The organism is Mycobacteriales bacterium, assembly GCA_035504215.1.
Lineage (GTDB): Bacteria > Actinomycetota > Actinomycetes > JAFAQI01 > JAFAQI01 > DATAUK01.
Genome location: DATJSI010000088.1, coordinates 14,903 through 38,029 on the forward strand (window position 1 = coordinate 14,903; position 23,127 = coordinate 38,029).

Consider the following 23,127-nt stretch of genomic DNA (forward strand, 5'->3'; position numbering starts at 1 on the left):
GAGCTCAGGTGCGGCGACCGCGGCGGTGGAGGTCGTGCTCGACGACGGCAGCAACCGATCGGCCGCTGGCGCCCCACACCCCGCCGCCGGGATGCGTGGACGCGCCGCACACGTAGACCCCTGGGTGCGGGCTGCGGTACGCCGACCAGCCCGGTGCCGGCCGCAGGCCGAACATCTGGTCCAGCTCCGGCTCGAGATGCATCACGTTGCCGGCCGGAAGGGCCAGCTCGCGTTCGATTTCGGCCGGGGTCTGGACGTAGCGCTCCAGCACGGCGGCACCGAACCCCGGCGCCCATCGCTCGACCGTGGCGAGCGCCGCGTCGGCTGCCTCGTCCGCGCGCCCTTGCCAGCTGCCGCTGCGCAACCGGTACGGATGCCACTGCGCCCACACGGTGACCACGTGGCGGCCGGCCGGCGCGAGCGTCCGATCCGACTCGCTCGGCGTCATGACGATGACCGGCGGGTCTGCGGCCGGCTCGCCGCGCAGGTAGTCGCCGTACGCCTGTCGTAGCTGCGCGGTTGAGTCGACCAGAAGCTGCATCGACCGGTGCACGCCGTCGGCCTCGACCTGGTAGTGGGGAAGCTCGTCGGTGAGCAGGCGTACCGCGATTCCGATCCCGTTGCCGACGCGCACCGTCCGAGCGAGGTCCTGATCCGCGGTGAGCCGCGCCGTCTCGAGGATGTGGCACGCGCAGACGACCGAACGAGCCGGCAACCGGTCGCCGTCCACGGTGTGCACCGCTAAGCCGCCCGGTCCGTTGTCAATCGAGGTGGCCGCTTCGCCGACGCGCACGGTCCCGCCGAAGGACTCGAGTCGCCGGGCCAATGCCTCTGTCAATCGACCGCTGCCACCCTTCGGCCGCCCTGGGCGGCGAAGGTGGAACAACGCAACCGTGCCGGCCATCGGCGCGGTGCCCACGGCGTGCGGTGGCGGTCCGGACTGGGCCGCCCACCACGCGATGGCCGCGCGAAGCCGTGGGTCGGCGAACCGCTGCTCGACGACCGCTTCTGCGGGCGAGAGGTAGCTGCGAGCGAGCCGCGCGGCGCCTCGCCGACCCGGTCGGGAGCGGGTCGCGAAGCGCAGAAGTCCGGCCGGCGTCGGAGGTCGTTCGGCCGCATCGAGGAACGCACGCATTCGCGGTGTCCACTCGTTCACGAACCGCCGGTACGCCGTGGCGTCCTCTCCGCCGCACGATGCCTCGATCGATGCGCAGGTCAGGTCGAGGTCGTTGCTGAACCTGATCGCACCATCCGGATGCGGCAGCACGGCCCACGGCTCGACGTCGTCGTACTGCAGGCCGACTGACCCGAGGTCCAGGTCTTCGACGATGCCGGTATGCCGCACCATGACGTGGATGCTCGACCCGCGATCGACGCGGACGCCGGGCCAGCGCTCGACCGTCGATACCGCGCCCCCGAGCACCGTGTCGCGCTCGACGAGTTCGACGTCGAGGCCGCTGCGGGCCAGGTAACACGCCGCCACCAGCCCGTTGTGACCGCCGCCGATGACGACGACGTCGCGGACCCGCGAGCTCACAAGTCGACGCCCATGATCGCGTACGGCTCCGCGCTGCCGGGGAACGTGAAGCCGACACAGAGGTCGACGAAGCCGGCCGATCGGTACAGCCCGCGCGCCGGCGACTCGATGTCTGGCGTCGACAACACGACGTGTTGCGCGTTGGCGCGATCGAGCACGTCGGCGAGCAGGCGACGCCCGATGCCGCGACCCTGGTGATCGGGCCGGACATGCAGCTCGGCCAGCTCGAACCCATCGCGCAGCCAGCGCTTCGTACCGGAGCGACCGATCGCGTGCGCGACGATGTCGTGCCACCACTGACCGGGTGCTCCCGAGTAGCCGTAGCCGAAACCCACCAGCTCGTCGGCGTCCGCCGCGAGCGAGAAGGCGCCGGTTGCGAGGAAACCGGCGTATGTCACGTGCATCAGGATGATGTCGCGCCGCTGGATCACGACCTCCGGCGGGCGATCCATCGCCGCTCCGTAGACCGCAGCGGCTTCGCCGGCCAGGGCCTGGAACCGCGCGGCGTCGATCCGCTCGATTCTGATGTCGTCGGTCATCACGTCGCGGCAATCGGCGCGGGTCTTCCGCGGGTGATCGCCACCAGGTCGTCGTACGTGGTCGGAAAGACCGCGTGTGGTGTTCCGGCGGCCGCCCAGAGGACGTCGAACGACGCCAGGTGCTCATCGACGATCGTCGGCAGCGGTGTGGGGTGGCCGACCGGCGCGACGCCGCCGATCGGGAACCCGGTCGCCGACCGGACCAGCTCCGGGTCCGCCCGGCGGACCTGACCGGCCCCGAGCTGTGCGGCCACGAGTGACGTGTCGACCTGGTGGTCGCCGCTGGCCAGCACGAGAACGGGCGCACCGTCGGCCGCGAAGATCAGCGATTTGACGATCGCTCCTACCGGTACGCCGAGCGCGGCAGCAGCGTCGGCAGCCGTGTGTGCCGAGTCGTCGAGCTCGCGGACCTCACCGGGCACGCCCGCAGCGCGCAACGACTGCGCGACCCGTTCGGCGTTGGGATGCATGAGGCGGACGTTACTTCACCTACCCGAGCGATCGCCCGGCCCCGGTGCAGTGTTCGCGGGCGGCCGACCGAGTTCCCGGTTAGCCCTCGCGCCGCTCGCTTCGGGTGGTTATGCTCCGCCCGACGAGTCCGCGCCGATCTTGGGGGAGGCGCCATGCGCCGGCCAACCGTCATCCGCCGCAGCGTTGCTGTGATCGCGATCACGACCGCCGCAGGGGCGGGAATCTGCCTCGCGTCCACGCCGTTGCTCGCGCATCCATCTGCGCCACACCCTGCACCGCGGGCGTTCTCGGCCACGAAGTGGCACGTCATCTCCTCGGGCAACATCAAGACGACCGGAACGACACCGTCGATCGCGCGGTTCGGCAAGAACTTCGAGGTGGTCTGGGCCTCGGGCATCGGCACCACGTGGGCGCTGCATGCGCGAATTCTCGACGCGGCCGGCAAGCCGCTCGGCGCCCAGATCAACGTGCTCCCGACCAACTGGTCCGGCGTTGCGCTCGACCCGACCATCCTCAGCTTCGGTGGCAAGCGGACGATCGCGTTCGGTGGCAGTAAGACCGGAACGTCCGGGCCCTACGACACCAACGCCGAGTACATGACCACGAGCAGCGACGGAAAGTCCTGGAGCCTGTTCACCGGAAGTCTGTCGGCGGACGACGGTGCTTCGAACGGCAGCACAGCGGTGATTGCCGACGGCAGCGATCTAGCCGTCGGGCTGGCCCGCTCGGATGGCGTTGCGTATCACATCGGCGTGCCCTCCAGCGCGGATCCGCAGTCCGGTCCCGATCCGGTGACAAAGAACACGGGCAACTTCTCCTACGACCCGGGGCTCGGCAAGGATGAGAAGTCCGGCGATGTCTGGGCGCTGTGGTACTCGAACAGCAACCTCAAGGGCAAGGACGGCGTCGAAGCCCAGATGATCTCTCCGAGCAAAGGCTTGCTTCTGCACGGACCGGGCTCGTCGACGTCGTCGAACACCTCCGCCGGAGTGCAGCAAGACCTGCCGGCCGTGCAGCGCAGCGGTGGCGGCATCTACACGGCGTACCGGATCCCTGACACATCGGCGATCGACGTGTGGAAGGTCGGCGCGAGCAAGCCGGTTGCGAAGATCCACGACGCGGCGGGCGCCGACTTCATCACCATGGCGGCGGGTCCGGGCGGCCGGCTCTGGTTGTTCTGGACCGACGGTCAGGGTTGGCGGGCGACGCGGAGCAACAAGGCCGCCACCAAGTTCGGGCCGGTCCTTGTGTCGAAGATCCCGGGGAGCTACTACGGGCACAGCGATGTCGCCGCCGATGGTGCGGCCGGGCCGCTCGAGGCGGTGGCCGTGGTCGCGAACGCGAAGAACGTCGACGAGATCGAGGTGCGACAGTTCCTGCCGAAGCTGACCGTCAAGGTGTCGCCGCACTCGGTGGCCGGCGGGAAGAAGTTCACGGTCAAGGTGACCGATGCCGGTGACGCGGTGAAGGGAGCCACCGTGCACTTCGACGGCGCGAAGAAGAAGACCTCGAAGCACGGGACGGCGACCTTCAAGGCGGCACACAAGAAGGGCACCTTCTCGGTGACCGTCTCGCTCGGCGGGTACACCGGCGCCTCGACCACCGTCCACATCACCTGACCGGCGCCCGCCGCGCAGGGCGACTCCCGCGCGTGGGTGCTTGACGCCGGGTGGCATCGAACGTATGTTCGAGGCATGACGGTCAGGACGCTGACCACGCACGGGGCCGGGTTGCCTGCTCGCCGCCCGGTGCGGCATCGAGCCGCGCCCGAATCCTTGCGCTTGGTGCACACCGCGCACCAGCTGCTCGCGGAGGCGGCAGCGGCGAGCAGCCCGCTCGAGCGGTACGCCGGCGCGCACCTGGCGGCGCTGCGGGCGGCGGCCGCGGTTCTGGCGGCGCGGACCGAGCCGGCTGCGGGTGGTCGCCGCCGGCGCCCGACCAGCGCCTGGTTGCTGTTGCCGGACGTGGCCCCGCAGCTGCGCCCGTGGGCGGACGCGTTCGCCGCCGGCGCCGGCCGCCGGGCCGCCGCCGAGGCCGGCCAGCGCGACGCCGTCACCGCAGCGCAGGCGGACCGGCTGGTCGCCGACGTGCGGGCGTTCATCGCGGTCGTCGAGACGACGCTCGGGATGCCGGCGCCGCTCGAACCGTACGGACCGCCGGCGAGCGTGGCCTCGACCCGGTCGTGAGCAGCCGCCGGGTTCCCCGCGTCCGAGCCGGCCAATAGGCTCGTCGCATGCCGTCCGGGGAGACGCGACCGCGAAGCGCGGTGCGGACCGTGGTGGTGTGGGAGATCCTTCGCGATGCGCTCGCCGGACTCGTCGCCGGCTCTGACTCGGCCCGGGTTCTGGACATCGGCGGCGGCTCGGGTGGATTCGCGGTGCCACTCGCCGAGCTCGGTCATCCGGTAGTCGTCGTCGACCCCAGTCCGAACGCGCTGGCGACGTTGGCCCGCCGGGCGGCCGAGACGGGGACCGCGCACTTGATCGAGGGGATCCAGGGCGACGCCCACACCGTGGTCGAGCTGCTCGGCGCCGACAGTGTCGACGCGGTCGTCTGTCACAGCGTTCTCGAGGTCGTCGACGACCCCGCCGAGGCGCTCGGCTCGATCGCCGCCGTACTCCGTCCGGGTGGGATCGCCAGCATCCTCGCCGCCAACCGGGTGGCCGCGGTCGTCGCACGGGTCGCCGCCGGGCGGCTGGCTGAGGCCCGCCGCCTGCTCGCCGACAGCGGTGGCTCGGCGGGCGCCGGAGATCCCTTGCTGCGCCGGTTCTCGCTGCTCGAGCTGGAAGGGCTGATCACGGGAAGCGGGCTGCGTTGCCGGTCCGCGCACGGCGTGCGGGTCTTCGCCGACATGGCGCCCGCGTCGTTGCTGGACGTCGACCCGCGGGCTCTTGACGACCTCCTCGCGCTGGAACAGGCCGCATCCGACGATCCGGCCTTCACCGCGATCGCGACGATGCTGCACGTGCTCGCCGAAGCGCCGTGAGCCGGCGTCAGCTCGAACGCGGCCGCAGCCGGCCCGCGCTGCCGGGCGACGACACCGGCTGCACGGTGCTGCACGCCGACATGGACGCGTTCTTCGCGAGCGTCGAGCTGCGCGAGCGCCCGGACCTGCGGGGCCGCCCCCTGGTCGTCGGCGGCAAAGGGGGCCGCTCCGTGGTTCTCGCGGCCACTTACGAGGCGCGCGAGTACGGCATTCACAGCGCGATGCCGATGGCCCGCGCGCGCCGGCTGTGTCCCGCACTGGTGATCATCGAGCCCACCCGCGGCGCGTACGAACACGCGTCGCGGGCGGTGATGGACATCTTCCGGTCGATCACCCCGATCGTCGAACCGCTGTCCCTCGACGAGGCCTTTCTCGACGTCGGGGGAGCGGTTCGACGGCTGGGAAGTCCGGGCACGATCGCTGCCATGATCCGGGCTCGAGTCGCCGACGAGCAGCGGCTTCCGTGCTCGGTTGGAGTTGCGACGACGAAGTTCATCGCCAAGCTCGCCTCATCACAGGCAAAGCCCAACGGCATGCTCGTTGTCCCTGGCGAGGCGGTGTTGCAGTTCTTGCATCCGTTGCCGATCGGAGCGCTCTGGGGCGTGGGGGAGCGCACCGAGGAGGTCCTGCAGCGGCTCGGCCTTCGATGCATCGGGGACATCGCGCAGACGCCGGAGTCCACGTTGGTGTCGGCTCTCGGTCCCGCGGCGGGTGCGCACCTGCACGCGTTGGCGTGGGGTCGCGACGAACGCTCGGTCACTCCGAACGAGCCGGAGCGCAGCATCGGATCGGAGGAGACCTTCGGCGCCGATGTCGGGGATGCGCCGACCATTCATCGCGAGCTGCTTCGGCTCTCCGAGCGCGGTGCGGCGCGGTTGCGCGCAACCGGCCAGGTCGGTCGCACGGTCAGCATCAAGGTGCGGTTCGCGGACTTCCGGACCATCACGCGGTCGCGGACCTTGTCCGAGCCGACCGACGTCGCGCGGGTGATCTACGACACCGCCCGCGGGTTGTTCGACGTACTCGACCGACGCGGTGCGCTGATCCGCCTGATAGGAGTGCGGATCGAAGGCCTGGCGACCGCCGCCGCGACGCCGCACCAGCTCGACCTGTCCGGCGCGGACGACGAGTGGCGCGCGGCCGAGGCGGCCATGGACCAGGCCGTCGCGAGGTTCGGATCGGGTGCGGTCCGCCCGGCCGCACTCGTCCGGCCGCAACCGGTTCGGGACCGCGCCGCGGACGGCGAACCGGACGGTCAAGCCGCGCGTGCCAACTTTGGATCCAGGTAGTCCAGCCGTGGCAAACGAACGTATCCTGAACAGCACGTCGCCTTCGCGGGTGGCGTCTGGCGCTGCGGGTGTGAGGTGTCCTAGGAGGCGTCGTGCCGCTGTCTGAGCACGAGCAACGGTTGCTCGACCAGATCGAGCAGGCGCTGTATGCCGAGGACCCGAAGTTCGCGAGCATCTACCAGGGCAGGAACATCCGTAGCCACTACCGGCGGCGGGTGATCCGGGCCGCAATCGGATTGGTCGTCGGTCTCGGGCTGCTGCTCGCCGGCGTCATCATCCCGCTGGTGCCACTGGGAGTTGCGGGCTTCGTCGTGATGCTGGCCGCGGTGTCCTTCGGCGTCGCATCGTGGCAGCGGATGACCGGGCATCGCAAGACCGCACCGGACGCTGCGCCCGGCCGGCGGACCGCCGACCGGGCACCCCGACGGTCGATCGTGCGGCGGCTCGAAGACCGCTGGCAGCGGCGGCAGGACGACCAGTAGACCGACGGACGACTGCTGCCGGTCGGGCAGTGCGCCCCGGTTAGCTTCGGGCGCTCGCGAGGGAATGGTCGCTTCGGCGCCATGACGACGTGTGCAAGGCTCGGGCCGTGGCCGCCCAGGCCCGGTCGATGACGTCGAGAATCACGCCGAGCCGGCTGAGCGCGTGGCGGACCTCGAGCAGCACGGACCGCGGCAGCGCCATCGCCATCAGGCGGGTCGCCGTGCCCTTACCGGCGGCGCTGGCGACGCGCACGATCTCGACGTCGGCGCGTAGTTCCTCGACCCCGGTCGCGGGCGTCGCGGCGTACCTCGCGTGTTCCTCGCACCGTGCGACCCGCCGCAGCGCCGCGGTCGCTCGCTCGTCGCGGGCCAGCGCGGTGCTCAGCGCAGCCGCGGTCTGCCGGGGTGTCAGCCCGTCGTCCCACGGCAGCCGCAGGTCGATCGCGGTGTCACGAAGCTCCGCCCACGCCGCCTCGGGGGCCTGCCTGGGATCGGTCAAGCGCCGCCACCGCCGCCGGCGGGCAACCGCCCGCGCGAGCGCCGGCGCGACGAGCAGCAGGACGAGGACGAGCACGACGATCAGCGCAACCAGCCCGCCGATGCTGCCGCCGCTGCTGCTGCCTGTGGAGTTCGAGCCGCCACCGAGGTTGCCGGCCGCGGCACCGCCCGCGCCGACGTGGCCGTACTGGCTCAGTGCCGAGGGGACCTTGCCCCTGCCGGTCGAGGGGGTCGGTGACGGCCCGCCACCACCCGTGCTCGGCTGGGTCGGGGCGTTCCGGGCATAGGACGGGGTGACCGCCTGACCGTCACCGCGGGGGGTCGGCTCGAACGGCAGCCACCCGAAGCCCTGGAAGTACAACTCCGGCCAGGCGTGGGCGTCGTGTGTCGTCACGAGCCACGAGCCGTCTCTCTGCTGCGTGCCGCGGGTGAAGCCCACCGCGACCCGGGAGGGGATGCCGGACAGCCGGGCCATCACCGCCATCCCGGTAGCGAACTGCTGGCAGAAACCGGTCCGGGTGCGAAGCAGGAAGTCGGCCAGCGCGTTGGGGCTGTTGTCCGCCGGGATGTTCGTGCTGTAGGTGAAGCGCCCGCCCTTGGTGAAGAAGTTCTCGATGTCGACCGCTGCCTCGTAGGCGTTGTTCGCGTGCGCCGTCACACGCCTGGTGAGGCTGCGAACCTGCGGCGAGAGGTGGGCGGGCACCGCCAGGTCGGCATCCTCGGCCTTGCTCGCCGCCGGTGCCGACGCAAGCTCGGCGGCGGTCGGGTCGTTGGCCACGCTGCGGGTGGTGTACCGGAGTCCGCCACCGGTCGCCGTGGCGGAGAAGATCGTCTGCGAGCCGGGGTCGTACCGCCAGGCGTTGCCGACGCTGATGCCGAGGGTGGTCGCGGGTGCCGGCAACCAGTGCAGTTTCTCCAGGCTGGTCGAGATGCTGATCTGGGTCGAGACGATCGGCCCGGACGGAGGGGCCACCGGAAGGTTCTCGCTCACCGTCGCACGCGATGACGCCTGCAGGGTCCGGGCGGAGAACGTGACGCCGTTGAACAGGTCGAGCGACGTGAGGCGGAGGTACGCCGGATCGTTCGACGACGACCGGTAGCTGATCAGCGGCTCGTTGGAGTGGTTGGTCAGGTCGTCGGCGACGGAGACGATCGGGTTCAGCACGACCTGGCTGCCGCCGCCGCTGCCGCTTCCCCCGGTGCCGGTGCCGTGCTTGTCGATCCCGGTGTGCAGGCCGGGGATGAACAGCGGGATCACGACACCCAGGCCGATCGCCGCGGCACCCACCCGCCGACCCAGGGTGGCCGGCGCAGGTGCTGACGAAGCGTCGGTCGACCAGGCCGACGCCGGTCGTGCCCGGCTGCCGGTGCCCACCGCGGCCCCCCACCGCGCGACTTTCTCGCGGTTGTCGGCGAACAGCAGCCACAGATAGCCGGTGGATGCGAGAACGAAGGGGAGCAGGCCGACGCCGTGATGTCCGGTGGCGGCGCAGACGGTGAACAGTGCCAGCAGCGGCAGGCCGGCAAGCGCCGCCCGGCGCAGCGTGACGGTCATCAGGTCCACGACGAGGGCTACCGCGGCCACCCCGACGACGGTGAGCAGCACCAAGCCGTGATGCGCCGGCGCAGGGGTCGGCAGCTTCTGGACCTCCGTGAAGCCGTGCCGCGCCGTATGCCCGAGATGCCGCAGCGCGAGCCGTCCCGGGATGAAGCCGAAGTGTGCCTTGGAGCGGGCGAACAGCAGCGTGACCCAGCAAAGGATCGCGATCGCGGAAAGGATCGGCTCGAGCGCCGACGGCAGTGGCGAGGATCGGATCAGCGCGCAGCTGGCCGCAACCAGGACGATCGCGCCCATCACCGGCACCACCCACGCGGTGCTCTTGAACACCGAAAGGAAGCTGCTCGCGGTCGCGATGGTGGCGAGTGCGGCGTACGCCGTCAGTCGTAGCTGGGTGTTCATGCCGCGTCCCACGGCTGGTCCGGCCCGCTCGAACCGGCGACGGCGGCGGTGGCGGTGGCGGTGGCGGTGGCGATCCGGTTTGAGAACGCCTCGACCGATCCGCGGCCGGCCTGTGGCCAAAGCTGCGCGAGCGAGTCACCGCGCCGGACATCGATCGTGCGCCAGCCGGAGAGCGTCAGCAGCTCGCAGGCTTTCCGGTGCGCGGCCGCACTCGCCTCGGCGGCGGCCGGTGACTGGGTGATCCAGGTGTCGGCGTCGAGAACGAACACGATCCCGACGGTCGCGGCGCCGCTACGCATCCGGGCGAGGTTGTCGGCGTCCTCGGCGCTCAACGTTCCGACCACGGCGACCAGCAGACCTTCCGTACCCTGCCGGCGAACCGTCGCCATGCCGGTGTGCAGGCCGCGGCCGGCCGAGCTGCCGACGACTGCCAGGGCGTCCAACACCGTTCCGTCGAAGGACGCGCCACTCAGGCCGGCGGAGGACACTTCCTCGCCGGTGTCGGTGATGAGCCGGACCTCGAATCCGGTACGGGCGAGATGCAGGCTGATCGACGCCGCCGCGGACACGGCCCATTCGAGCGAGGAGGCCGGCCCGTCGCCTCGATGGGCCGCTGCGCGGGTGTCGAGAAGGACTGCTCCGCGGCTCTGCCACGGCTGTTCCTCACGGCGCACCGTGAGCTCGCCGCGCCGAGCCGTTGTCCGCCAGTGGATCCTTCGCAGGTCGTCTCCGTGGCGGTACTCCCGGGTCGCCACGTCGTCGTCGCCGTAGGTCGCAACCGACCGGGCCGTGCTGTGCCCCGCGCCGCCCCACTCGCCGCTGAGCGCCACCGTGGGCAACGTGACGACGTGCGGCGTGACTACAAGGGTGTCGGTGGTCGCGAAGGCACGGGGGAGCTCGCACAGGCCGAACGGGTCCATCAGCCGGACGGTGAGCGGCCCGACCCGGTAACGCCCGCGCAGCTCGCCGCTCACGTGGTAGCCGACATCGATCGGGCGACGGGGCGCCAGCCGGTCGAGCACCACCCGCGGCCGCCCACCGAGCAGGTAGGGGATGGTGTCCTCGATCAACAGCAGCCCGGTCGGCAGCCGGGAGATGTTCTCGATCCGCAGGACGACCCGGGCGCGGTCGCCGATCGGGACGCGCGCGGGGTCGAGCCGCCTCGAGCAGGTGAGCCGGAACCGGGTCCGGGCCGCCATCGCGACCGCGACCACGGGCGCAGCCACGAGGAGGATCGCGACCCGCAGCAGGTCGCGTTCGTGCAGCACGATGCTGGCGATCAACGCGGTCACGCCGCCGGCCAGCACGCACCGCCCGCGCATGGTGAGCGGACGCAGCAGGCCGCCGATCAGGTTCGGCATCAGGCGGGTCGGCTCACGTCGAGGTCCCGTCCTAGGCGGGTCGGCGGCTGGCCCGCGCCGGTACCGGAACGCTCGCGATGATGTCGGCGACCACGGCCGACGTCGTACGACGGGCGATCTGAGCCTCGGCCGAGAGCAGCAGGCGGTGCGACAGCACGCTGTCCGCCAACCCCTGCAGGTCGTCCGGGGTGACGTAGTCGCGGTCGTCGAGCGCGGCGGTCGCGCGCCCCGCGCGGAGCAGGTGCAGCGTCGCCCGGGGTGAGGCGCCGAGCCGCAGATCGGGGTGGGTGCGCGATGCGGTCACGATGTCGACGGCGTAGCGGCGGACGCCCTCGGCGACGTGAACGGTCCGGACCGCGCTGATCAGCCGCGCCACCTCGACTCGGTCCGAGACCGGCTCGAGGTCGTCGAGCGGCGAGCGCACGCCGTGGGTGTCGATCATCAACAGCTCGGCCTCGGCGGACGGATAGCCGAGCGCGATTCGTGCGGTGAACCGGTCGCGCTGGGCCTCGGGCAGCGGGTAGGTGCCTTCCATCTCCACCGGGTTCTGGGTGGCGATGACCATGAACGGCGCCTCGAGCGGGTAGGTGATGCCGTCAACGGTCACCTGGCGCTCTTCCATGCACTCGAGCAGCGCCGACTGGGTCTTGGGGGACGCCCGGTTGATCTCGTCACCGACGACGATGTTCGCGAAGATCGCGCCGGGCTTGAACTCGAAGTCACGGTTGATCTGGTTGTAGACCGATACGCCGGTGATGTCGCTCGGCAGCAGGTCGGGGGTGAACTGCACCCGGCGTACCGAACAATCGATCGAGCGGGCGAGCGCCTTGGCGAGCATCGTCTTGCCGACGCCCGGCACGTCCTCGACCAGCAGGTGCCCCTCGGCGAGCAGCACGGTGACGGCCAGCTTGACCTCGGCGCTCTTGCCCTCGATCACCGTGTCGACGGCGTCGGCGATGCGCGCAGCGGCGGTGGCGACCGCCTTGAGCTCCAGTTCCGGGGTCGCGGAGTGCGGGGTCACTGGCGGGACCTCCTCGAGGCGGGCCGACGGCCCGACGGTGGCTGCAAACACGTGCTGATCAGTTTTACATCTCGTTCGCGAGTCCGTCTTGGCTCAACAGATAACGCCTGGGTGACGGGCCGGCAACAGCGACGACGGTGGATCCGCTCGCCCGGTTGGGTGAGACCGTGGCGAAATGGTTGACAGGGGAGCAAAGTGGAGTACGGTGGCGCGCTATGGGGAGTGATGTGGGGCAGTGGCCCGCATCACCGCGGCGGTTCGGGGCGAAGTGGGGAGGCGAGGCATGTTCCTCGGCACCTACACGCCCCGCCTGGATGACAAAGGCCGGCTGTTCCTGCCGGCAAAGTTCCGCGAAGGCCTGGCCGGTGGGCTCGTGATCACCAAGGGGCAGGAGCGCTGCCTTCGGGTCTTCCCGATCGCCGAGTTCACCCGGATCACCGAGCGGCTGCGCGACGCACCGCTCACGACCAAGAGCACCCGCGACTACCAGCGGATGATCTTCGCCGGCGCCCATGACGAGGTGCCCGACCGGCAGGGCCGGGTGATGGTCCCGGCGCCGCTGCGCCAGTACGCCGGCCTCGACCGCGACTGCGCGGTCGTCGGCATGAACACCCATCTGGAGATCTGGGACTCGACGACCTGGTCGGCGTACGAAGCCAGCCAGGAAGAGCCGTTCTCGAGCCTGTCCGAGGAGGTGCCCGGCATCTTCTGACCCCGATCGCACGCCGTTGTCAGTCCGATTCGTATGTGCGGCCCGGCCCCCGCCCGCGGCCCCTGACGCCACTTCCCCGGCGCCAGGTGTGGCGGAGGGGACCCGGCCGCACATCCAGCACCACGCTCCGGAGGGCCTCACCGAGATGACCGAGGACGGCCGAAACCCGCGCCATGTGCCGGTCATGCTCGACCGAGTTCTCGCCCTGCTCGACCCGGTGGCAAGCGCCCGCTCCGCGATCCTCGTCGACGCCACCGTCGGGCTCGGTGGGCACGCCGCCGCCCTGCTCGCCCGCCATCCCGATCTGCGGCTGATCGGGATCGACCGGGACGCCGATGCGCTCGCCCGCAGCCGTGCGCGCCTCGCCGCGCATCGGGACCGGGTCACCCTCGTGCACGGCGTCTACGACTCGCTTGCCGACATCCTCGCCGCGGCCGGCACCCCGCGCGTCGACGGCGTGCTGTTCGACCTCGGCGTCTCGTCGCTGCAGCTCGACGAAGACGAGCGCGGCTTTTCCTACTCGCGGGATACCGGACTCGACATGCGCATGGACTCCAGCCGGGGCCACAGCGCGGCGGACGTCGTCAACACCTACCCGGTCGAGGAGCTGGCTCGGGTCCTTCGGGAGTACGGCGAGGAACGATTCGCTCGACGGATCGCGCTCGCCATCGACAAGGAGCGCGCGATCCGGCCGTTGACATCGTCGCGGCGGCTGGCCGAGCTGGTGCGGGATGCGGTCCCCGCCGCGACCCGCAGGACCGGGGGCAACCCGGCGAAGCGCACGTTCCAGGCATTGCGCATCGAGGTCAACGACGAGCTCGGTGCACTGGAACGGGCGCTCCCCGCCGCGATCACCGCGCTGCGGCTGGGTGGCCGGCTGGTCGTGCTGGCCTACCACTCCCTCGAGGATCGGATCGTCAAGCGGACGTTTGTCGCGGGCGCGACCGCCTCGGCGCCTCCCGATCTTCCGGTCATTCCGGACGACGCCCGGCCGACGCTTCGCCTGCTGACCCGCGGCGCGGAGGTCCCCGGCGCCGCCGAGATCGCGGACAACCCGCGCGCCGCATCGGCGCGGCTGCGCGCGGTCGAGCGGATCAGGGACGCGGCATGAGCGCCGCCGCACCGCTGCGCCGCTCGGTCATGGGTGCGCGCGCCGCCGTACTCGACCTGCCGGAGGCTCTGCAGATCCATCCGGCACCGCGGCCGCGGCCGGTCGCCGCCCGGCCACGGCCGCGGTTCGTCGTCGCGACCAGGCAAGGAGCGACCGCCGGGCGGATCGCGTTCCTCGCCCTCGTCGGTGCGCTGCTCGTCGGCGGCCTGGTCGCCGTCCTTCTGCTGCACATGATGGCTGCCCAGGACGGGTTCCGGGTGACCGCGCTCCAGCAGCGGGTGGCCGCCCTGACCGACGAGGTGCAGGAACAGCAGCAGACGGTTGCGGCCGACTCCTCGCCGACGGTGCTGCAGGCGCGAGCGAAGGCGCTGGGCATGGTGCCGAGCGCGATCACGTCCTTCCACCGGCGTCCGGACGGTCGCGCGGTCGGCATCCAGACACCGGTGTACGTCGCGCCGCCGACCATCGTCGGCTCCGGCCTGCCCGGCTCGGCCTCCGGCACCAAGCAGTCCGCCTCCGGCACCAAGCAGTCGGCCTCCGGCACCAAGCAGTCAGCGCCGGGCAAGCAGTCCGGTACGGGCAAGCAGGCGACGAAGACCGGCAGCTCGCCGGCCCCGACCTCGTCGAAGCAACCGTCGGGGCCCACGCACCACCACCACTCCCGGTGAGCGCGGCGGTGTCTCGGCGCGGCAGCGGGGCTCGTACGTCGTCGCACGGCAGGCTGTGGTGGTGACTGCCACCGCACCGCCCCGACCACGGGGTGCGGTCCGCCGACCACCCCCACCACCGCGCCCGCCGGCCCGACGCCCGTCGCGGCGGCGACCGAGTCCTCGGCAACGCCTGCAGGTCGTCCTCATCATCACGCTGATGGTGCTGTCCCTGATCGGCGGGCGGTTGCTGCAGCTTCAAGGTGTGGACCGCTCGACGTACGCCGCCTCCGCACTGGACCAGCAGCTGCAGAGCCTGACCCTTACGGCGACTCGCGGATCCATCACCGATCGTGCGGGAGACGTGCTCGCCGCGAGCGTCGACGCGCGCGATGTCGTCGCCGATCCCGAGCAGATCTCCGACCCGCTCGGCGTGGCGGGGCAGCTCGCGCCGCTGCTCAACGTCAAGGCGTTGAGGCTTTACCAGGAGCTCAGTGCGCACAGCGAGTACGCGTTGCTCACGCGCACGCCGGTCTCGCCGTCGGTCGGCGACGCCGTGCTCGCCCTGAAGCTGCCGGGTATCACGACCACCGACACCACTCGCCGGATCTACCCCGACGGTTCGCTCGGCGCCAACGTGATCGGCTTCGTCGGCGCTAACGGGCAGGGCGCCGGCGGTCTGGAGTACAGCTACCAGCGGGCACTCGCCGGGCGCAACGGGTCGGAGAGCTACCAGGTCGGAGCGGACGGCCAGCCGATTCCGGACGGCGAGACGGAGGACACGCCCGCCGTACCCGGCTCGACGATCAGGCTGACCTTGCAGCGCGACATCCAGTACGAGGCGCAGCAGCAGATCGACAAGCAGGTCAAGATCACCAAGTCGCTGTCCGGCACGGTCATCGTGATGAACCCGCGCAACGGGCAGATCCTCGCGCTTGCCACCGCTCCGACCTTCAACCCGAACCACCTTGCGAAGGCGCGAAACAGTGACCTCGGCGACCCCGCGGTGAGCGTTCCGTTCGAGCCGGGCAGCGTGAACAAGGTCATCACGATGTCGGCTGCCCTCGAGGACGGTCTGGTCACCCCGAACTCGCGGTTCGTCATCCCGAACTCCTACGACGTCGCCGGGACGCCGTTCCACGATGCCGAGTACCACGGCACCGAACACCTCACCCTCACCGGCATCCTCGCGAAGTCCAGCAACATCGGGGCGATCAAGGTTGCGCAGCGCCTCGGGCCGCAGCGGTTCGACTACTACCTGCACGCTTATGGGTTCGGGAAGCCGACGGGTGTCGGGCTGCCGGCCGAGAGTGCCGGTTTGCTGCCGCCGCGATCCGCCTGGTCGGGCACCACCCTCGCGACCATGTCGTTCGGCCAGGGCATCGACGTCACCGCAATGCAGGTGGCCAGCGTCTACTCGACGATCGCCAACAACGGCGTGCGCGTGACGCCCAACATCGTCGAGGGCACCGACGACCCGGGGCACCCGTTCGTTCCTGCCCCTGCGCCCGCACGGCACCGGGTGATCAGCGTGAAGGTCGCGACCGAGCTTCGCAACATGCTCGAGTCCGTCACCTCCGACCAGGGCACGGCTCCGGCCGCGCGGATCAAGGGTTACTGGGTTGCGGGCAAGACCGGCACCGCCAACCGCTACAACGGCCACGGTGGCTACTCGGGCGCGGGCTACACCGCGACCTTCGTGGGCATGGTCCCCGCCGACAAACCCCAGCTGGTGTGCGAGGTCGTCCTCGACCGGCCGCTGCACAACCACTACGGCGGTGCGGTCGCAGCTCCGATCTTCCACGACGTCATGAGCTTCGCGCTGCGGACGCTGAAGATCGCGCCGACCTTCACGAAGCCTCCCAGGGCCAAGCTCACCTGGTGAGGTTTGGGTAGCGTGCCTCGCGATGCCTGACCTCTCTGCGCGCCCGCAGTCCGTGCTGCCGCACCGGCTCGACGCGCTGCTCGCCCGGTTGCCCGGCGCCCGGCTGGAGGGCGACGGCTCGGTGCTGGTGACCGGCATCACCCACGACTCCCGCGCGGTGCAGCCCGGCGACCTGTACGTCGCCCGGGCCGGCGCCCGGACTCATGGCATCGAGCACGTCACGGCGGCAGCGTCGGCGGGCGCGGTCGCCGTGCTCACCGATCCGCCGTCGGTGCCCGCCGCTCAGGCGGCGGGGTTGCCGGCGGTCGTCGTCGACGACGTCGCGGCGGCGATGGGTGCGGCGTCGGCCTGGGCCTACGGTGACCCGGCGCGGGAGCTGTTGCTGGTCGGCGTCACGGGCACGAACGGCAAGACGACGACGGCGTACCTCGTGGAGTCAGGGCTGCGCGCGGCCGGCCACACGACCGGCTTGCTGGGCACGATCGAGACCCGGGTCGGCAACTCGACCGTTGCGAGCGTCCGGACCACTCCGGAGGCGACCGACCTGCACGCCCTGTTCGCGGTGATGCGGGAGAGTGGCGTCGACGCGGTTGCGATGGAAGTGTCCAGCCACGCGCTCGCGCTCGGGCGCGTCGACGGCATCGTCTTCGACGTCGCCTCGTTCACGAATCTCTCGCAGGACCACCTCGACTTCCACGGCGACATGGAGTCCTACTTCGGCGCAAAGGCGGTGCTGTTCACCCCGGAGCGAGCCAAGCGCGGCGTGGTGTGCATCGACGACGAATGGGGTCGACGGTTGGCCGGGCAGGCGACCGTCCCGGTCGCGACGACCGGTGTCCCGGTCGATGCCGACTGGCGCCGGGTGGACGACGTCGAGGGGCGAGGCGGCATCGGGCACACCACGGTGATCGATCCCGACGGTGCGCGGCACCAGGTGACCTGCCGGCTGCTCGGCGCGGTCAATTTGTCCAACGCCGCACTCGCCTACGTCTCCTTGGTCCGCGCGGGCGTCGACGGCCCGGCGGCGCTGAAGGGCATCGGTGCGCTCGCCGCGGTTCCCGGCCGGATGGAGCCGGTCGATGCCGGCCAGGACTTCCTGGCACTCGTGGACTATGCGCATACTCCGGAGGCGGTAGCCGCCGCGCTCGAGGCGGCGCGCGGGCTGGCCGGGACGGGACGGGTGATCGTGGTGCTCGGCTGCGGCGGCGACCGCGACCGGGCCAAGCGCCCACAGATGGGGGCCGCTGCCGCCACCGGTGCCGACCTTGCGGTCTTCACCAACGACAACCCGCGGTCGGAGGACCCTGACGCGATCATCGCGGCGATGGTCGAGGGAGCGGACGACCGGGGGGAGATCATCGTCGAGCCGGACCGGCGCCGAGCCATCGACCGGGCGGTTGTCAACGCGCGTGCCGGTGACGTCGTCGTGATAGCAGGGAAAGGGCATGAGCCAGGGCAGGAGGTCGCCGGCGTGATCACGCCGTTCGACGACCGGACCGCGTTGCGGGATGCCCTGCTCCTGCACGGGGCGGAGTCCCGATGATCGCGATGACGGTCGGTGACGTCGCAGCGCTGACCGGGGGTCACCTCGACGGCGTGGCTCCGGACGTGCAGGTCTACGGGCCGGTTGTGGTCGACTCGCGACTGTGCACCGCAGGGTCGCTGTTCGCGTGCCTTCCCGGAGAGCAGGTCGACGGGCACGAGTTCGTCGCGGACGCCTACCGGCGCGGCGCCGTGGCGGCCCTGTCCGTTCGTGCGGTCGACGGACCGTCGATCGTGGTCGACGATCCCGTGCGCTCGCTCGGTTTTCTGGCCGGCGGCGTGCTCCGGCGTACGTCGCAGTGCACCGTCGTCGGAGTCACGGGATCGTCCGGCAAGACCTCGACGAAGGATCTTCTCGCCGGCGTGCTGGCCTTCGCCGGCCCGACCGTCGCGCCCCGCGCATCGTTGAACAACGAGATCGGGTTGCCGCTGACCGTGCTCGGCGTCGAGGAGTCGACGCGCTACCTCGTGCTGGAGTACAGCGCCAGAGGTGTGGGGCACATCGAATACCTCTGCCGGATCGCGCGGCCGGCGATCGGCGTCGTACTCAACGTCGGCACCGCGCATCTCGGTGAGTTCGGGTCGCGCGAGGTCGTCGCCGCTGCGAAGGGCGAACTGGTGGAGGCGTTGCCTCCTGACGGTGTCGCGGTGCTCAACGTCGACGACCCGCTCGTGAGCGGCATGCGTTCGCGGACGGCAGCTCGGGTGATCGGGTTCGGAACCTCCGCCGATGCGGACGTGCGACTCGACGCGGTCCAGCTCGATCCGCAGGCCCGCCCCTCCTTCCGGCTGGTGACCCCGCGTGGCTCGATCTCAGTCCAGCTGCAGCTCGTGGGCGCGCACCACGCGATGAACGCGGCCGCAACGGCCGCGGTGGCGCTGGAGATCGGACTCGGCCCCGACGAGGTGGGCGAGGCGCTCGACAGCCTGACTGCTGTGAGTGCCCATCGCATGCAGGTCGGTTCGCGGGCGGACGGTTTGCTCGTCGTGGACGACGCCTACAACGCCAACCCGGAGTCGGTTCGTGCGGCGCTGGATGCGCTGTCGACGCTGTCGAAGGATCGTGCGGGTTCGAGCTGGGCGGTGCTCGGCGAGATGAGAGAGCTCGGTGCCGACGGCGAGGCACTGCACACCGACGTCGGGCGGCACGCAGCAGAGCTGGGCATCGACCACCTCGTCGTCGTCGGGCCAGGTGCCGACCCGGTCGCGGCTGGGGCAGAGTCGGTCGCGAGCTGGCGCGGCGAGGCGATCGTGGTTGCGGAACCGGAGGCGGCCGTCGAGCTGCTCCGAAACCGGCTCGGCAGCGACGACGTCGTACTCGTCAAGGCGTCGAACGCGCTGCAGTACTGGCGGATCGCCGAGGCGCTGCTCGAGCCGATCGCGGCGGAGCGTGGTTCGGGGGCAACGGCATGAGAACCGTTCTCGTCGCCGCGTTGGTCGCGTTGCTGGTGTCGTTGTTCGCCACACCCGGTGCGATCCGGTTCTTGAGTCGGCAGGGTTACGGCCAGCTGATTCGCGACGACGGCCCCACCAGCCACCACGTGAAGCGGGGTACGCCGACGATGGGCGGCGCGATCATCATGATCGCGATCCTGTTCGGCTATCTCGCCGCCCACCTGCTCGCTCTGCGCGGCGTCACCGCTACCGGCCTGCTGGTCCTCGGTCTCATGACCGGGCTCGGGATGATCGGCTTCATCGACGACTTCACCAAGATCCGCAAGCAGCGGAGTCTCGGGCTGACGAAGACCGCAAAGCTCGCCGGTCAGGCCGTCGTGGCGGTGGTGTTCGGAATCCTGGTGATCCACTTCCGCAACAGCCACGGGCTGACGCCCGCCTCCACCCACCTGTCCTTCACGCACGACTACTCGCTCGACTTCACCACCGTCGGTTTCGTCGTGTGGGCCTACATCGTGGTCGCGGCGACGTCCAACGGGGTGAACCTGACCGATGGGCTCGACGGCCTCGCGGCCGGGGCATCGTGCATGGTGTTCGGTGCGTACGTGATCATCGCCTACTGGCAGTTCCGCAACAACTGCGTCAGCAGCCCGATTCACAACTGCTACGTCGTGCGCGACCCGCTCGACATCACGACCATCGCCGCCGCCGCGATGGGTGCCTGTTTCGGTTTCCTGTGGTGGAACGCGCCACCCGCGAAGATCTTCATGGGAGACACGGGATCGCTGGCCCTCGGTGGGCTGTTCGCCGGCATCGCTATCACGACGCGTACCGAGTTGCTTCTGCTCCTGCTCGGTGGGTTGTTCGTGTTGGAGGCACTGTCCGTGATCATTCAGATCGCCGCGTTCCGCGGTTTCGGCCGGCGGGTCTTCAAGATTGCGCCGTTCCACCATCACTTCGAGGTCGCGGGCTGGGAGGAGATCACCGTCCTGGTCCGGTTCTGGATCATCGCCGGTCTGCTCGTCGCGTTCGGCCTCGGTGTGTTCTACGCCGCGTTCCTTTCACACTCATGACCGACTTCGCCGGCCGACGAGTCGCCGTTGCCGGCATCGGGATCTCCGGCGTCGCGGCGGCCGTCGCATTGCTGCGCAACGGCGCCGATGTGGTCGTCGTCGACGCTGCCGAAGGCGAGCGGGTCGAGAGCGAGGCGGATCGACTACGAGGGCTCGGCGCGACGGTTCGCCTGGGGGACGCGACCACCGCGGTCGATGCCGATCTCGTCGTCACCTCACCCGGCTGGCGTCCCGACCAACCGCTCCTCGCGGCCGCACTAGGCGCGGGTGTCGAGGTGATCGGCGAGCCGGAGCTCGCCTGGCGGCTGCGCCCCGAAGGGTCGCCCGACTGGCTCGGTGTCACGGGCACCAACGGCAAGACGACAACCGTCGGGATGCTGGCGTCGATCCTGTCCGCCGGAGGACTGCGCACCGTCGCCGCGGGCAACGTCGGACTGCCACTCGTGGACGCGGTGCTCGAGCATCCGCCGTATGACGTTCTTGCCGTCGAGCTGTCCAGCTTTCAGCTGCACTGGTCATCGACGCTGACCTGTGCTGCCGCCGCGGTGCTCAACATCGCGGACGATCACACCGACTGGCACGGGTCGTTCGACGCGTACTCCGCGGACAAGGCGAAGATTCTTCGCGGCGACCCGTTAGCCGTCGTGAACCTCGACGATGCGGGATCGGTGGCGGTCAGCGCCGCCTGCACCCACCGGATCGGCTTCACCCTCGATGATCCGCAACCCGGTGTGCTCGGTGTGCGGTCGTCCGAGCTGATCGACGCCGACGGCTCGGTCCTTGCCGCGCAGGAGGACATCCAGCTCTCCGGTCGCCACAACATCGCGAACGCCCTTGCTGCAGCGGCGCTTGCCAGGGCTCGTGGCGTTGCTCCGGCCGCCGTACGAGCCGGGCTTCGCGACTATGCGCCCGACCATCACCGCAACGAGCTCGTCGCGGTCGGCGGAGGAGTCCGGTGGATCGACGACTCCAAGGCCACCAACCCGCACGCGGCGGCGGCCAGCCTGGCCGGCTACGACTCGGTCGTGTGGATCGCCGGCGGTCTGCTCAAGGGGGCAAGGGTGGACGAGCTGGTCGCCGGTGTGGCCGGCCGGCTGCGGGCGGCCGTGGTGCTGGGTCAGGACCGCGCGACGATCGCGCAGGCGCTGAAGCGACACGCGCCGGATGTGCCGGTTGTGACGATAGATACAGCAGACACTGATGGGATGAATGAGGCAGTGCGCGCCGCGGACCGGCTGGCCGAGCCGGGAGACGCGGTGGTGCTTGCCCCAGCGGCCGCGAGCATGGACATGTTCCGCAACTACGCCGAGCGCGGCGATCGGTTCGCCGCGGCGGCGCGCGACGCCGCACGGAACCGATGAGCTCGATCGCCTCGGGCTCGGCACGCCCGGCCCGGCCGGCGCGCGCCGAGCAACGACGGTCCCTCGTGCTGGCCTTCCTGGACCGGCCGCTGACGTCGTACTACCTCGTCATCGGTGCGACCGCGCTGCTGCTGGGCCTCGGCCTGGTCATGGTGCTGTCGGCCTCGAGCGTCACGTCGTTCACATCGTCGGGCTCTTCGTTCACGATCGCCGAGCGGCAGGGAGTCTGGGTGGCCATCGGTCTGCCTGCGCTCTGGCTCGGTGCGCGGCTTCCGGTGCGTGTCTATCGCCTGCTCGGGTACCCGTTGTTGCTGCTGTCCTTCGCGTTGCTCGTGCTCGTGCTGGTTCCCGGGATCGGCGTCAACGTGTCCGGCGCGACCCGGTGGATCGACCTGCCCGGTGGACTGCAGCTTCAGCCGTCGGAGCCGGCCAAGCTGGCACTTGTCCTGTGGGGCGCGGATTTGTTGGCGCGTAAGGAAAAGAGCCTCGACAAGACGAAACACCTGTTGATCCCGCTCGTGCCGGTCGCGCTCGCCATGGGCCTGCTCGTGATGAAGCAGCCCGACATGGGCACCACGATCGTGTTGTTGCTGGTCATGCTGGCGTTGCTGTTCACTGCCGGGGCGCCATGGGGGGCCTTCGCGCGCATCGGAGTCGGGCTCGGCGTGGGACTGGGTGCTCTCGCCGTCACCGAGCCCTACCGGTTGCAGCGGTTGACCGGGTTCCGCAACCCGTGCTCGGCGAAGATCGCCCAGAGCATCGGCTACCAGGCGTGCCAAGGTCTGTATGCACTGTCCTCCGGCGGCTGGTTCGGGCTGGGGCTCGGTGCCAGCCGGGAGAAGTTCGGCTACCTGCCGAACCAGTACACCGACTACATCTTCGCCATCATCGGCGAGGAGCTCGGCCTGCTCGGCACCCTTCTCGTGCTCGGACTGTTCGCGTTGCTGGGCTTTGCCGGCATCCGGATCGCACAACGGTGCACCGACCGGTTCAGCCAGCTCGCGGCCGCCGGCGTGACCGCGTGGCTGTTGGGGCAAGCGCTGGTGAACATGGGAGCCGTGGTCGGGCTCCTGCCGATCACCGGAATCCCGCTTCCCCTCGTCTCCTTCGGTGGGTCCGCGTTGGTTCCCACCATGTTCGGCATCGGGATGCTGATCTCGTTCGCCCGCCGCGAGCCCGCGACCGCAAAGGCGCTCGCCGCCCGCAAAGCCGCGCGCGGCTCCTGGCGTGCCAAGGTCGCCTGGAGTCGCTGATGGC

At 70.6% G+C, this 23,127-nt stretch carries 20 protein-coding genes; 14 read left to right on the forward strand and 6 right to left on the reverse strand.

Translation table 11 applies throughout. The annotated features are described in order from the left end of the window. Nucleotides 1-4: 4 nt before the first annotated feature. The 3 genes from VME70_10950 to VME70_10960 are packed head-to-tail and all read right to left on the reverse strand — an operon-like array spanning nucleotide 5 to nucleotide 2,546. Nucleotides 5-1,537 carry an NAD(P)/FAD-dependent oxidoreductase gene (locus VME70_10950; protein HTW20716.1) on the reverse strand — a complete coding sequence of 511 codons (1,533 nt, stop codon included), beginning with the start codon at nucleotides 1,535-1,537 and terminating at the stop codon, nucleotides 5-7. Further along, nucleotides 1,534-2,076: a GNAT family N-acetyltransferase gene (locus VME70_10955; protein ID HTW20717.1), complete on the reverse strand. Its 543-nt coding sequence runs from the start codon at nucleotides 2,074-2,076 to the stop codon at nucleotides 1,534-1,536. The genes VME70_10950 and VME70_10955 overlap by 4 nt, the downstream gene beginning before the upstream one ends. Further along, entirely contained in the window at nucleotides 2,076-2,546 is a 471-nt protein-coding gene (locus tag VME70_10960) for a YbaK/EbsC family protein (protein ID HTW20718.1), read from the reverse strand. Before VME70_10960 ends, VME70_10955 begins: the two co-directional genes overlap by 1 nt. Before the next feature lie 153 nt (nucleotides 2,547-2,699). Here VME70_10960 and VME70_10965 point away from each other — a divergent pair, with 153 nt between their 5' ends. From VME70_10965 to VME70_10985, 5 genes are all read left to right on the forward strand, one after another. Next, entirely contained in the window at nucleotides 2,700-4,166 is a 1,467-nt protein-coding gene (locus VME70_10965) for a hypothetical protein (protein HTW20719.1), read from the forward strand. A 75-nt stretch (nucleotides 4,167-4,241) separates the two neighbouring features. Beyond that, nucleotides 4,242-4,733 carry an SAV_6107 family HEPN domain-containing protein gene (locus VME70_10970; GenBank protein ID HTW20720.1) on the forward strand — a complete coding sequence of 164 codons (492 nt, stop codon included), beginning with the start codon at nucleotides 4,242-4,244 and terminating at the stop codon, nucleotides 4,731-4,733. 47 nt (nucleotides 4,734-4,780) lie between these two features. Further along, a complete protein-coding gene (locus tag VME70_10975) occupies nucleotides 4,781-5,533 on the forward strand; it encodes a methyltransferase domain-containing protein (GenBank protein ID HTW20721.1) in 753 nt (250 codons plus the stop codon). Next, nucleotides 5,530-6,822 carry a DNA polymerase IV gene (dinB, locus tag VME70_10980; protein HTW20722.1) on the forward strand — a complete coding sequence of 431 codons (1,293 nt, stop codon included), beginning with the start codon at nucleotides 5,530-5,532 and terminating at the stop codon, nucleotides 6,820-6,822. Before VME70_10975 ends, dinB begins: the two co-directional genes overlap by 4 nt. Nucleotides 6,823-6,914: 92 nt before the next feature. Further along, nucleotides 6,915-7,304 (forward strand): DUF3040 domain-containing protein, encoded by a 390-nt coding sequence (locus VME70_10985; protein HTW20723.1) that lies wholly within the window; start codon nucleotides 6,915-6,917, stop codon nucleotides 7,302-7,304. Between the two features lie 40 nt (nucleotides 7,305-7,344). On the opposite strand, the gene VME70_10990 is transcribed toward VME70_10985, so the two are convergent. From VME70_10990 to VME70_11000, 3 genes are read right to left on the reverse strand one after another with little or no spacing between them, the layout of a single operon-like run. Next, nucleotides 7,345-9,762: a DUF3488 and transglutaminase-like domain-containing protein gene (locus tag VME70_10990; GenBank protein ID HTW20724.1), complete on the reverse strand. Its 2,418-nt coding sequence runs from the start codon at nucleotides 9,760-9,762 to the stop codon at nucleotides 7,345-7,347. Next, nucleotides 9,759-11,123 (reverse strand): DUF58 domain-containing protein, encoded by a 1,365-nt coding sequence (locus VME70_10995; protein ID HTW20725.1) that lies wholly within the window; start codon nucleotides 11,121-11,123, stop codon nucleotides 9,759-9,761. The genes VME70_10990 and VME70_10995 overlap by 4 nt, the downstream gene beginning before the upstream one ends. A 31-nt stretch (nucleotides 11,124-11,154) precedes the next feature. Continuing rightward, on the reverse strand, nucleotides 11,155-12,144 hold the full coding sequence (locus tag VME70_11000) for a MoxR family ATPase (protein ID HTW20726.1): 990 nt from the start codon (nucleotides 12,142-12,144) through the stop codon (nucleotides 11,155-11,157). 283 nt (nucleotides 12,145-12,427) lie between these two features. Between VME70_11000 and mraZ the strand changes: the two genes are divergently transcribed. The 9 genes from mraZ (at nucleotide 12,428) to ftsW (ending at nucleotide 23,123) form a co-directional block, all read left to right on the forward strand. Further along, a complete protein-coding gene (gene mraZ, locus VME70_11005; GenBank protein ID HTW20727.1) occupies nucleotides 12,428-12,856 on the forward strand; it encodes a division/cell wall cluster transcriptional repressor MraZ in 429 nt (142 codons plus the stop codon). A gap of 145 nt (nucleotides 12,857-13,001) precedes the next feature. Then, nucleotides 13,002-13,967, forward strand: a complete 966-nt coding sequence (rsmH, locus tag VME70_11010) for a 16S rRNA (cytosine(1402)-N(4))-methyltransferase RsmH (GenBank protein HTW20728.1) — start codon at nucleotides 13,002-13,004, stop codon at nucleotides 13,965-13,967. Then, on the forward strand, nucleotides 13,964-14,635 hold the full coding sequence (locus VME70_11015) for a hypothetical protein (GenBank protein ID HTW20729.1): 672 nt from the start codon (nucleotides 13,964-13,966) through the stop codon (nucleotides 14,633-14,635). Before rsmH ends, VME70_11015 begins: the two co-directional genes overlap by 4 nt. Before the next feature lie 199 nt (nucleotides 14,636-14,834). After that, the gene (locus VME70_11020) at nucleotides 14,835-16,499 is read left to right on the forward strand and encodes a penicillin-binding protein 2 (protein HTW20730.1); all 1,665 of its coding nucleotides are present in this window, start codon (nucleotides 14,835-14,837) and stop codon (nucleotides 16,497-16,499) included. A 22-nt stretch (nucleotides 16,500-16,521) separates the two neighbouring features. Then, nucleotides 16,522-18,042 carry a UDP-N-acetylmuramoyl-L-alanyl-D-glutamate--2,6-diaminopimelate ligase gene (locus tag VME70_11025; GenBank protein HTW20731.1) on the forward strand — a complete coding sequence of 507 codons (1,521 nt, stop codon included), beginning with the start codon at nucleotides 16,522-16,524 and terminating at the stop codon, nucleotides 18,040-18,042. After that, on the forward strand, nucleotides 18,039-19,454 hold the full coding sequence (murF, locus tag VME70_11030; protein HTW20732.1) for a UDP-N-acetylmuramoyl-tripeptide--D-alanyl-D-alanine ligase: 1,416 nt from the start codon (nucleotides 18,039-18,041) through the stop codon (nucleotides 19,452-19,454). The genes VME70_11025 and murF overlap by 4 nt, the downstream gene beginning before the upstream one ends. Then, nucleotides 19,451-20,509, forward strand: a complete 1,059-nt coding sequence (gene mraY / locus VME70_11035; GenBank protein HTW20733.1) for a phospho-N-acetylmuramoyl-pentapeptide-transferase — start codon at nucleotides 19,451-19,453, stop codon at nucleotides 20,507-20,509. Before murF ends, mraY begins: the two co-directional genes overlap by 4 nt. Further along, nucleotides 20,506-21,870 carry a UDP-N-acetylmuramoyl-L-alanine--D-glutamate ligase gene (gene murD, locus VME70_11040; GenBank protein ID HTW20734.1) on the forward strand — a complete coding sequence of 455 codons (1,365 nt, stop codon included), beginning with the start codon at nucleotides 20,506-20,508 and terminating at the stop codon, nucleotides 21,868-21,870. The genes mraY and murD overlap by 4 nt, the downstream gene beginning before the upstream one ends. Further along, nucleotides 21,867-23,123, forward strand: coding sequence for a putative lipid II flippase FtsW (gene ftsW, locus VME70_11045; GenBank protein HTW20735.1), 1,257 nt, complete (start codon nucleotides 21,867-21,869; stop codon nucleotides 23,121-23,123). Before murD ends, ftsW begins: the two co-directional genes overlap by 4 nt. The last annotated feature ends 4 nt before the right edge of the window (nucleotides 23,124-23,127 follow it).